Annotated in this window: 12 protein-coding genes; 3 read left to right on the top strand and 9 right to left on the bottom strand. The window is 65.8% G+C overall.

All coding sequences use genetic code 11. The annotated features are described in order from the left end of the window. Together ACOJTD_RS09480 and ACOJTD_RS09485 are read left to right on the top strand one after the other, a co-directional pair. On the top strand, positions 1-1,028 hold a 1,028-nt coding region (locus ACOJTD_RS09480), incomplete at its 5' end, for a DUF1800 domain-containing protein (RefSeq protein WP_420132671.1). Continuing rightward, on the top strand, positions 1,015-2,208 hold the full coding sequence (locus tag ACOJTD_RS09485; RefSeq protein ID WP_420132672.1) for a DUF1501 domain-containing protein: 1,194 nt from the start codon (positions 1,015-1,017) through the stop codon (positions 2,206-2,208). The genes ACOJTD_RS09480 and ACOJTD_RS09485, both read left to right, overlap by 14 nt. A 170-nt stretch (positions 2,209-2,378) precedes the next feature. Here ACOJTD_RS09485 and ACOJTD_RS09490 read toward each other — a convergent pair whose 3' ends face one another. The 7 genes from ACOJTD_RS09490 to ACOJTD_RS09520 form a co-directional block, all read right to left on the bottom strand. Continuing rightward, positions 2,379-2,624: a DUF2188 domain-containing protein gene (locus tag ACOJTD_RS09490; protein WP_420132673.1), complete on the bottom strand. Its 246-nt coding sequence runs from the start codon at positions 2,622-2,624 to the stop codon at positions 2,379-2,381. A 63-nt stretch (positions 2,625-2,687) separates the two neighbouring features. Beyond that, positions 2,688-3,302 (bottom strand): SOUL family heme-binding protein, encoded by a 615-nt coding sequence (locus ACOJTD_RS09495; RefSeq protein ID WP_420132674.1) that lies wholly within the window; start codon positions 3,300-3,302, stop codon positions 2,688-2,690. A 138-nt stretch (positions 3,303-3,440) separates the two neighbouring features. Next, a complete protein-coding gene (locus ACOJTD_RS09500) occupies positions 3,441-4,085 on the bottom strand; it encodes a collagen-like protein (protein ID WP_420132675.1) in 645 nt (214 codons plus the stop codon). A gap of 57 nt (positions 4,086-4,142) precedes the next feature. Next, the gene (locus tag ACOJTD_RS09505) at positions 4,143-5,324 is read right to left on the bottom strand and encodes a cytochrome P450 (protein WP_420132676.1); all 1,182 of its coding nucleotides are present in this window, start codon (positions 5,322-5,324) and stop codon (positions 4,143-4,145) included. Between the two features lie 150 nt (positions 5,325-5,474). After that, complete coding sequence (locus ACOJTD_RS09510; RefSeq protein ID WP_420132677.1) at positions 5,475-6,473, bottom strand: hypothetical protein; 999 nt, start codon at positions 6,471-6,473, stop codon at positions 5,475-5,477. 201 nt (positions 6,474-6,674) lie between these two features. Beyond that, a complete protein-coding gene (locus ACOJTD_RS09515; protein WP_420132678.1) occupies positions 6,675-7,058 on the bottom strand; it encodes a RidA family protein in 384 nt (127 codons plus the stop codon). A 296-nt stretch (positions 7,059-7,354) separates the two neighbouring features. After that, the gene (locus ACOJTD_RS09520; RefSeq protein ID WP_420132679.1) at positions 7,355-8,305 is read right to left on the bottom strand and encodes a YiiG family protein; all 951 of its coding nucleotides are present in this window, start codon (positions 8,303-8,305) and stop codon (positions 7,355-7,357) included. Between the two features lie 200 nt (positions 8,306-8,505). On the opposite strand from ACOJTD_RS09520, the gene ACOJTD_RS09525 reads away from it, so the two are divergent. Further along, positions 8,506-8,934, top strand: a complete 429-nt coding sequence (locus tag ACOJTD_RS09525; RefSeq protein WP_420132680.1) for a hypothetical protein — start codon at positions 8,506-8,508, stop codon at positions 8,932-8,934. Here the strand turns inward: ACOJTD_RS09525 and ACOJTD_RS09530 are convergent. Beyond that, positions 8,906-9,466, bottom strand: coding sequence for a hypothetical protein (locus tag ACOJTD_RS09530; RefSeq protein WP_420132681.1), 561 nt, complete (start codon positions 9,464-9,466; stop codon positions 8,906-8,908). The two genes, ACOJTD_RS09525 and ACOJTD_RS09530, sit on opposite strands and share 29 nt — an antisense overlap. Further along, on the bottom strand, positions 9,463-10,111 hold a 649-nt coding region (locus ACOJTD_RS09535), incomplete at its 5' end, for a YegJ family protein (RefSeq protein WP_420132682.1). The genes ACOJTD_RS09530 and ACOJTD_RS09535, both read right to left, overlap by 4 nt.

Below are 10,111 nucleotides of genomic sequence, written 5' to 3' on the forward strand. Positions count from 1 at the left end.
CGATCCGGCCGCATGCGCTCGGCAAATTCGGCGATCTGCTGCGCGCGACGCTGCGGCATCCGGCGATGCTGCGCTACCTCGACAATGCCGGCAACGCCGCCGGCCACGTCAACGAGAACTATGCGCGCGAGATCATGGAACTGCACACCATGGGCGTCGGCAGCGGTTACACGCAGGCCGACGTCGAGGCGCTCGCCAAAATTCTCACCGGCGTCGGCATCGACCTGAAGCCGGAAGATCCGAAGCTGAAGCCGGAGCTACGCCAGCTGCTGGTGCGCGACGGCGCGTTCGAGTTCAATCCGGCGCGCCACGACATGAGCGAGAAGACGTTCCTCGGCCATGTCATCCCGGGCAGCGGCTATGCCGAGGTCGAGCAGGCGCTCGACCTGATCGTGCACAATCCCGCCACGGCGCAGTACATCTCACGCAAGATCGCGGTGTACTTCGTTTCAGATAACCCGCCGCCGGCGCTGATCGCCAGAATGGCCAAGGCTTTCACGACATCGGACGGCGATATCTCTGCCGTGCTGACCGCGATGGTGCAGTCGCCGGAGTTCGAGGCCACGCTGAAATCCGGCGAGCGCTTCAAGGATCCGGTGAACTACGTCTATTCGGCGGTCCGGCTCGCCTACGATGACAAGGTGATCGCCAACACCGCGCCGATCCAGAACTGGCTCAATCGACTGGGCGAAGGGCTATACAATCGGCAGACGCCGGACGGCTATGCGCTCACCAGCGAATCCTGGAGCGGGCCGGGCCAGATGATGCTGCGGTTCGAGATCGCGCGGCAGATCGGCTCGGGATCGGCCGGCCTGTTCAAGCCCGAGGGTCCCGACGCCAAGGATCGCCCGGCATTTCCACTGGTACAGAACGCGCTCTACTTCAATGGACTGCGGCAGACGTTGAGCGCGACGACGCGCACCGCGCTCGACAAGGCGATCTCGCCGCAGGACTGGAACACGCTGTATCTGTCGTCGCCCGAATTCATGTACCGGCTGCATGCGGAGGCTCCCCATGAACCGTCGTGACCTGCTCAAGGCTTTCGCTGCGCTCGCGCCGATGACGGTCGCCGGCCGTGTCTGGGCCGCGCCCGCGACCGACGCGAAACTCCTCGTGGTGTTTTTGCGCGGTGCCTACGACGCGGCAAACGTGATCGTGCCGGTGTCGTCCTCGTTCTACTACGAATCCCGGCCGTCGCTGGCGATCGCAAAGCCGGATGTCGGCAATCCGAATGCCGCTGTGGCGCTCGATGCCGATTGGGGACTGCATCCGGCGTTGCGTGACAGCCTCGCGCCGCTGTGGGCAGAACGCGAGATCGCCTTCGTGCCGTTCGCCGGCACCAGCGACGACGTCACCCGCAGTCATTTCGAGACGCAGGATACGATCGAACTCGGCCAGTCGACCGGTGGCGCGCGCGACTATCGCTCCGGCTTCATGAGCCGGCTGGCCGCCGAACTCACCCGCGTACGGCCGATCGCCTTCACCGATCAGTTGCCGCTGATCTTCCGCGGCAAGGCCGACATTCCGAACATCGCGCTCAACAACGTCGGCAAGCCGGGCGTCGACGATCGTCAGGCGCAACTGATCAAGGAGATGTACGCCAGGACCAAGCTGGCGTCTGCCGTCTCCGAGGGCTTTCGCGTGCGCGACGAAGTGGTGAAGTCGATCTCCGACGAGATGACGGCGGCCAATCGCGGCGCGGTGTCGCCGCGCGGTTTCGAATTGTCGGCGCGCCGGATCGGTCGGCTGATGCGCGAGCAGTTCAATCTCGGCTTCGTCGATGTCGGCGGCTGGGACACCCACGTCAACCAGGGCGCGGCGACCGGCTATCTGGCCGACCGCCTCGGCGAACTCGGCCGCGGCCTGAGTGGTTTCTGCGAAGAGATCGGACCCGGCGCGTGGCGCGACACCGTCGTCGTGGTGATTTCCGAGTTCGGCCGCACCTTCCGGGAGAACGGAGACCATGGCACCGATCACGGCCACGGCAGCGTCTATTGGGTGCTCGGCGGTGGATTGAACGGCGGTCGCATCGTCGGCGAGCAAGTGAAGGTCGAGCAGCCGAAACTCTTCCAGAACCGTGACTATCCGGTGCTCACCGATTATCGCGCGCTGTTCGCGGGGCTGCTTCAGAAGATGTACGGTCTCGATACGGCGGCCGTCGGTCGGGTATTTGCAGGGACCAAGCCGGTCGATCTGGGGCTGGTGTAGTTACTATCATCGCGACCATCACCGTCATGCCCGGCCTCGGGCCGGGAATCCACGCCTTGTTGGCGAAACGCATAAAAGACGTGGATGGCCGGGACGAGCCCGGCCATGACGAGTTGAGAGTATCTTTGCGTCGGCGACTTCAGCGGTCCCGTGTGGCGTAAGCGCGGGCCTCAGCTCTTGTCGACCACCGTGGTGTTCGGACGATCGTCGCCACGCGCTGTTTCCTCATGCCAGCGGCCCGAAGGGTCTTCGTATTGGATCGCCTCGGTCGAACCCGGCGCACGCTGTTCGGCGGCGGCACGCTTGGCCGCGGCGGTTGCCGCCTCGTGGCTCGGGAAGGTTTCGGAAAAGCTGCCGTCGACCTGATAGGCCCAGCCGCCGTCGTGTTCGACGATCTTGTAAGTGACGTCGCTCATCTATGCCTCGCGTGTGGACGGATTGTCTTGCTCAACGTCTGCGCGCCGGCGCTGTTCCGCGTTTCACCGCGGCGCGACCAGCACGGCGGCTTCGTTGCGGCGGAGGAAGGGAATGGTGAACGGGGCATCGTAAAACAGCCCGAACGGCTCGCCGCTCGGTCGCCAATTGGTGTTCTCTAGCGCAGCGACGAGTTGCTGCTGCCGCGCCGGCAGATCGCGGCCAGTCCAGGTGAAGCGCAGCGTGGCGATGGTTTGCTCCGGGACGGTGACGATCTTGACGCGCGCATCAGCGGGGGCAGGGGCGGTCTCGGCGGTAAAGCGCGCCGGCAGGAAGAAGCGCATCCGGATCGCGCCGTCGTTGCGCCCGGTCTCCACCGGCGCCGTTATCGCGATTGTCTCCGGGCGGGCGACATCCACCGGGGCGGTCATGGCGATGCGCTGCGCGCCGCGGTTGGCGCCGGCGATGTAGTTGAACAGCAGCGTGAAGGCGCGGCCGTCGGCGCCGCTCTCGCGATCGAGCGCGACCTCGGCGGCGAGCCGCGGCGCGTAGCGGCGGATCTCGATCGCCTCGCCGGGGCGGTCCAGCACCGCATAGGCCGGCTCTTCGTAGAGCCGCAGCCCGAACACGCCGAGCACCGATTCGAAGATCAGCACGGTGTAGTACCAGATCGCCGACATCAGCATCTCCGCAGCGCAGCCGTCATCAGCAGAGCTAATGTCGCCGGCGCCGGCCGCAAGGCTGTGCGTGCGGAGTTGGTGCGGCTGTCTTGATCAGGTCGCCGCCGATGGATCGGCGCGCGACCGGATCATTCCGGCTCAGTCCTTGTGCTTGTGGCGCTTCTTCTTGTGCTTCTTGCCGCCCTGATCCTTGTCGTCGTCTTCGGACTCCTCGTCCGTGGCGACGTCGTCCTGGGCGGGCGCTTCGGCCATTTCGCGCTCGGCTGCGGCATGCTCGGCGGCTTCGCGCGCGGCGGCTGCCTCTCGCTCGGCGCGCTCGCGCGCGTCCTGCTCGCGCTTCGCCTTGTAGTCCTCATAGGCGTCGAAGATCAGGTGCAGCCACGGCATCACCTGTTCGATCGAGGGCAGCGCACCAGGCGGGCCGGCTTCGCCGCGCGGTCCGGCCTCGCCGCGCAGGCCCTGCTCACCGCGCGGGCCTTGCTCGCCACGCGGCCCCTGCGGACCCGCCTTGCCCTCGGGACCTGCCGGACCGGCCTTGCCGTCCGGACCGGGCTTACCTTGCGGACCCCGCGGTCCCGGCTTGCCGTCCGCGCCGGGCTTGCCTTGCGGGCCGGCTTTGCCGACTGGGCCGGGTTTGCCGATCGGTCCCGGCTTGCCGCGGGGGCCTTCCGGCCCTGGACGCCCCGGATGTCCTTGCGGTCCCGGACGCCCCGGTTCGCCGGGACGGCCACGCGGCCCTTGCGGTCCCGGACGTCCACGGCGGGTGGATTCAGCTTCGGCCACGCGTACCCCCAAACGATTCCAACAGGTCCCTCCCTTAGCAGAGACGACGTGACGGCTTCAATTCGGAGCAGCATTTTCCCAAGCAACCGGGAGATTCAGCAGGCCGCGAAACGCCCAGCCGCCGATCCGCACCGGCTCGCGCGCATCAAGCCGCAGCTTGTTCAGCCGCGCGAACACGCTCGGCAGCGCGACGTCCGCAACCATCGCGCGCGATGCGAAGGCGCCGGCGCAATAATGCGGCCCGGCACCGAACGCGATGCTCTTGGCGTGATCGCGGCTGACGTCGAACACGTCGGGATCGCTGAAGCATGCCTCGTCGCGATTGGCCGAGCCGAACATGAAGAACACGCGGTCCTCCGGCTCGAAATCGACACCGCGGTAATGGAACGGCTGCGCCACACGGCGCGGCGACATGCCGATCGGCGCGATCCAGCGCCCATACTCCTCGAACACATCGAGACAGCTCGCGTCGCCGGCGAGCACCTTGGCGTATTCGGCCGGATGCGTCAGCAGCGCCCAGACGCAGCCGGAGATCGCGTCGCGCGGCTCGTTCTGGCCGCCGGAGATCGCCAGCTTGATGTTGGCGCGGATCGAGTCCATCGCCATGCCGGCGCCGAGCAGCACGCTCAGGATCGACGTGTCGGGGTGCTTGCGCACCACCGGGATCATGTCGTCGATTGCCGCATCGATGCCAGCGGTGGCCGCATGGCAGCGCGCCTCGATTGCAGCGTCGCCGGTGTAGTTGGCGATGCCGTCGATCATCGCCTGCGACCACGAATCCATCTCCTGATAACTGATATTGGTGAGGCCGGTGATATTCTTGAGGCACTCACCGGACAGCGGCAGCGCGAACGCCTTGACCAGATCGGCACCACCTTGCGGCGCCAGCTCGTCGAGGATGCGATCGGCATGGGCCTGAAACTGCTCGCGCCAGACGTCCTTGACGGTGCGCGGCGACACCGCGGGAAACATCGCGGTGCGTTCGGCCAGATGCGCGTCGCCGTCCTTGCGCATCATGTTGTGACCCATCAGCTTGTTCATCAGCCCGGCCGGCTGATGCGACGAGAACACGTCGATGCGCTTTTCGGTGACGAAAATATCGTCGCGCCGTGTCAGCACCGTCGAGCCGAGCTGCGGCACGAAAGCGATCGGCGCTTCGGCGCGCATCTTCGCAAGTGCGGGATAAGGATCGGCCCAGAACGCGGCGACGTCGATATCGAAGTGCGGAGCGTTGCTCATCTGATCATCTGCTGCAGTGCAAGAGAAAATGCAAAGTAGTTGCAAGCGTGATCAAGCGCAGCGGCGCTGTCAAATCCAAAGGTGGGGCGTATTCCGGGAGAGGGAAGGAGCGGGCGGGGCGTGCCCGATTATTTGCACGACCGCGTGCTATTACTCCGCTGCGTCGCTGCGCGGCGGGGCGGCGGCGGTGGCCGTGAGAAACACCAGCCCGTCGTCCTTGCGGCAGATGCCGTAGGTGCCCGCGCTGTTCGACGTCAGCACCTGGGCGGGATCGCCGCACTTCTCGCAGACTAGCGTGCCCGCTGCATTGAAGGCACCGGGCAGGCGGTCCTGCTTGCTGACCAGCGTGCATTGCTGCGCCAGCGGATCGATGCTGACCTTGGCGCCGCAGGAGAAGCAGAACCGCGTCTCCGAATGCTGCTTGCCCTGGTCGATATTCGCCGGGATCTTGCTGGCGCAGACCGGGCAATTCACCGAGACCGCGCGGGTGAATTGCGAGGCGCCGGGCATTCGCAGGAAGATGTTGCCGCTGGTCGAGCGGTGGGCGTGGAAGCGCTGGCCGCAATGCGGGCAGGTCGGCTTAGCGCTGTCGCCCGGCAGCGTGCCGATCTGGAATTCGACCGCCTTCTTGCAAGCCGGGCAGTTCTCGGTCTCGGTCGCCAGCTTTCGTTCCGGCGCCGGGGTGTCGGTGATGCGCGCCTCGATCTGCAGCGTATCGCGCGCCGTCAGCATCTCGATGACGTCGAACGGCAATTGCCGGCCGGTGATCTCGCCGATCTCGTGGGTGACGCCGATCAGATTGTCGATGCACTGCTCGATCTGGGCCAGATACACGGCCGACGGCAGCGACTCGTCGCGGCCGCCTTTGACCGATTTGTGGATCTGGCTGATCGAGGTCTCGAGCTGGCGGGCCAGCACGTTGAGATGTGCAGCGGTGCGCGCTTCAGTAGCGCGCTGGCGGACCGTCCACACCACTGCGAGAGTCGCAAGGCTGGCGCCGCAGATCGCCGAGACCTGGCCCCAGAACCAGATCCAGCCGGACTGCGTGCCGAGCGCGACGCCGAGCAGCATCATGAACAGCCCGGTGCAGGCGGCGATGGTCTCGACCGGATGGGCCGAAAACACTTTCATGAAAGCTTTGCGCAGCACCGCGAATTCCCCGAGCGAATGATGCGGAGAACCTACCGCTAATTGCAAGGCGCCGAAAGCTGGACCTGCGTCGGGGAGTGGGTTTTACCCATGGTTGATGGGGCTTTGTCCGCAAGCAAATCATCGCGAGCAGGCCTGTGGCTTTGACCTCCATCAAGGACGGCGCGGGCTCGCCGCCTGAGACGGCACAAGATTCCGCGCTTACTTCGGAAACGTAGCGATGCCTTCGATCTCGATCAGCATGGCAGGATCCGGCAATGCCACGACGAGGCAGGTGGTGCGCGCCGGATAGGGTGCCGGGCCGAATGCCTGCACATACAGCTTGTTCATCGGCACCACGTCCTGCGCGCGCGTCAGCAGGACATTGACCTTGACGAGATCGCGCAGGCCAGCGCCGGCCTCGCTGAGCACCCGCGTGAAGTTGGTCATCACGCAGCCGAACTGCGCCTCGAAATCGCCGGGCAGGCGGCCGTCCGAATCGAAGCCAGGAATGCCGGAGATGAACAGCAGGTCGCCGGTCCGGGTTGCGAATGACAGCGGCGGCGCCTTGATGTGGGCCGGGGCGGCGAAGTGCTGGATCGGCATGGCGAGGACTCCCTCATGATCGTCGGGGGACGATACGATGTCGTTGCAACGATCCTATCCAAATCGGTTGCGGAGCGGCCAGTCGAAACCGCATGCCATCCTGGCCGGCGCGAGCATTCGCCCGTCCTACCAGCCTTCGCGCAGGTGCTTAGTCCACCTGACCTTTGGTCGTCATGGCCGGGCCTGCCCCCGGCCATCCCTGGGTTCCTTGCCGCAGTGAGGATGCCCGGCACGAGGCCGGGTCTCGCTCATGCGGCAAGCGGAGCGCAACAAGCGCACCGGCGCTTCTGGTCGCCTCAGATATTGGGCCCGCGATTGTAGGAGTCGACCAGCTGATTGTAGTCGCGCAGCAGGCGGGGCGGGGAGCCTTCAACCATCCATCCCGAGCCGGCATTGTTCAGCATCATCTTCTCGCCGCTCGAATAGGCCGTCTTGTCGCGCAGACGGCGCATCAGTTGCTTGGCGGTGACGAGGAAGGATTTGGCGTTGGACATGAACATCGAGCCGATCTTCATGTTGCGCTCGCCTTCGGTGAACGGCTCGTTGGCCGCGACGGTCTTCTCATAGGCGCCGACCGCCTCCGTCAGCGCAGCGAGATCGGGCTTGTCGGTGTTGACCGCGCGCACGACGCGCTTGGCGTCGATCATCGTCGCCTCGACCTGATAGCGAGCCTTGCGGCCTTCGCTGCGTTCGATTTCGGCAAGCTTCTCGGCCGACTGACGATCCTTGATGGTTTCGACGCCGCTGCGCAATTTGCGGTCGGCGTCCGCGAACGTGTCCCAGGCGGCGACGAGGCGCGGGTGCAGCGCCTTGCCCTTCGCCATCTTGTCGTCCTTGTAGTCCTGCTGCGTGTAGTAGTCGTCGGTTTCCTTCAGCAGCGGCTCGAGCTTGCCGACGGCGTCCGCATAAGCCGAAGCGGCGGCTTCGAGGTCGGCCTCGTGCGGCTCCAGCGCGTTGGCTTTCTCGACGGACGCGCGGCAGTCCTTGGTTTCGTAGATCGTGTAGGTGCCGTAGATGATCCGTTCCTTGCCGGTCGGGCCGCTCTTGGCGGCCCATGAGAAGTAGCGCTCGCGGGCATCGAAGGCGCGGCCGGACAGCCGGTTCAGGCAGCCGATATAGGCGTTGAGTTTCTCGGTCAGAGCGTCGGGTGCTGCAGCCGTGGGGGCCGCGAGCGCAGGCGCCACGACGACGAGGCTCAGGAGGCTGCCGACAAGCAACCTGACGGCGGATCGGCGGGTGGCAACCATTCAATTCTCCTTTTGGTCTGCATTGCAAAGCGTTGCGCTTCGTTGTCGGTGCGAGCGGTGTTCCGGTTCAGTGACCGGCCGCACCCTCGGTGCAGCCTCGCCTCGCCGGCTTCGCCGCGTGGACGCCCGAATCGCGTTGGGCAGTGCTAGACCGGAAAGATGAAGCCCGTAAGGGCAGCGACCGACGAAAGGGGAGCAGAATGCGGAGATTGCTGGGGACCATGGTGGCGGTGCTGATCGGCGTCGTGGCCATCACCGCTTCGGCGCGTGCCGACGAGGGACGGATTGCGCTGACCATCTTCAAGGGCGGCTGGGTGATCGGTGGTTCGGGCGGATCGGGCACGCTGGTGTTCAAGGGACGGCGCTATCCGCTGTCGATCGGCGGATTGTCCTACGGCCTGGTGTTCGGCGGATCGAAGGCCGACCTTGTGGGCCGCGTCAGCAACATCCGCTCGCCGCGCGACGTCGCGGGCGTCTACGGCGCGGCGGGCGCTGGGGCTGCGATCGGTGTCGGCGCGCGTGCCATCCTGCTGCGCAACGAGAAGGGCGCCGTCCTCGAACTGTCGGGCCGCCAGGTCGGCCTGATTGCCGACCTCGACCTCAGCGGCCTCGCGATCGGCCTGCAATAGTTCGGCCGCGGCCGGACGACGGATCGCGCGGATGCAGCATCCGGCGCGGGCGATCCGTCGCGCCGTGAACGCAGGGCGGTGCGCAGGTCGGCATTGGATGAAATAGCTCCGCGAGGCGGGCATCCTGCAAGGCGAGCGCATCGTACAGCGCGAAGACCTCGGCGGCGCGCGGCGTGCCGATCACCTCGTCGCGGGCCAGAGCGTGGGCCGCGAGTGACGACGTGGCTCTGTCCGGCGGCGGATCCTGCACCATTACGGCCGCACCGTTCGGGCCGATGAAGTGGTGCAGCCGCACGGCGACCCGGTCGGCGGCGCTGGCGCCGTCACCCCATTTGCCGATGATCAGGTCGATTTCGGCACCGAGCGTGTCGATGTGACCGACCGTCCAATGCACCACATAGCTGGCCAGGACGACCTCCGCTTTGCTGATCGTGCCCGACACGATGCGTGTGAAGTGCCCGCAGCACTCGCAGCGGCCGGTGGTCCGCTCATCGTCCGGCTCGACAAGGAAATCCGCGACGACCTCGCTCATTGCGCTGCTCCGGGCGCGGCAGCGCAGTCGAGGCCGAAGCGCTCCTGCGCGATGCGGAGATCGTCCGGCGCGGATGCAAGCAGGGCGCAGAGCGTCGCATTGCCGAACATGCGGTCGCCTTCGAGATAGAGCCAGTCGGCGATGTCCTCACGTCTGAACGGCAAAAAAGAACCACGCTTCAGACCCGGGACCAGACGCGGTTCGTTGTCGACAAGGCCGATGAAATCGTCGCCGACATTGGCGAAATTGGTGACCCAAAGAAACTCGCTGCGGCCGTCGAGCAGCAGCAATTCGACCTTCAGTGCGAAGCTGCGCTGATTGATCCGCGGGTGCGCGGCCTTGGCGAGAAAACCGGGGAGGGTAGCCCGCGCCTTGGCGATCGCTGCCTTCATCGCCGGATCGTCGTCCGGGACGAAATGAAGTTCGTCCCGCTGCACGCGCTCAAGGAACGAGGCGGATCCAGCGGGGGCGGCCCATAACGACAAAACGATCAGTCCGAGCAGCAACGAACGGCGCGCCATGTCGCCCCCCTGAAATACGCAAAGCAAAATCGACAACGATGGCGTCGATGATGTTCTTGATATGTTCTGTCGGTCAAGTCGGTGTCCCACCGGACAGGCCGGAGTTGCCTCACCGGCTGTAGCT

Origin of the sequence: Rhodopseudomonas sp. (genome assembly GCF_048594845.1) — a bacterium.
Classification (GTDB): domain Bacteria; phylum Pseudomonadota; class Alphaproteobacteria; order Rhizobiales; family Xanthobacteraceae; genus Rhodopseudomonas.

What these genes read in the sequence shown, in the direction of transcription:
- ACOJTD_RS09505 (WP_420132676.1), bottom strand. Translation starts at nt 5,324, where the DNA reads ATGAGCAACGCTCCGCACTTCGATATCGACGTCGCCGCGTTCTGGGCC.
- ACOJTD_RS09490 (WP_420132673.1), bottom strand. Translation starts at nt 2,624, where the DNA reads ATGAGCGACGTCACTTACAAGATCGTCGAACACGACGGCGGCTGGGCC.
- ACOJTD_RS09525 (WP_420132680.1), top strand. Translation starts at nt 8,506, where the DNA reads ATGCGGAGATTGCTGGGGACCATGGTGGCGGTGCTGATCGGCGTCGTG.
- ACOJTD_RS09530 (WP_420132681.1), bottom strand. Translation starts at nt 9,466, where the DNA reads ATGAGCGAGGTCGTCGCGGATTTCCTTGTCGAGCCGGACGATGAGCGG.
- ACOJTD_RS09520 (WP_420132679.1), bottom strand. Translation starts at nt 8,305, where the DNA reads ATGGTTGCCACCCGCCGATCCGCCGTCAGGTTGCTTGTCGGCAGCCTC.
- ACOJTD_RS09485 (WP_420132672.1), top strand. Translation starts at nt 1,015, where the DNA reads ATGAACCGTCGTGACCTGCTCAAGGCTTTCGCTGCGCTCGCGCCGATG.
- ACOJTD_RS09495 (WP_420132674.1), bottom strand. Translation starts at nt 3,302, where the DNA reads ATGTCGGCGATCTGGTACTACACCGTGCTGATCTTCGAATCGGTGCTC.
- ACOJTD_RS09515 (WP_420132678.1), bottom strand. Translation starts at nt 7,058, where the DNA reads ATGCCGATCCAGCACTTCGCCGCCCCGGCCCACATCAAGGCGCCGCCG.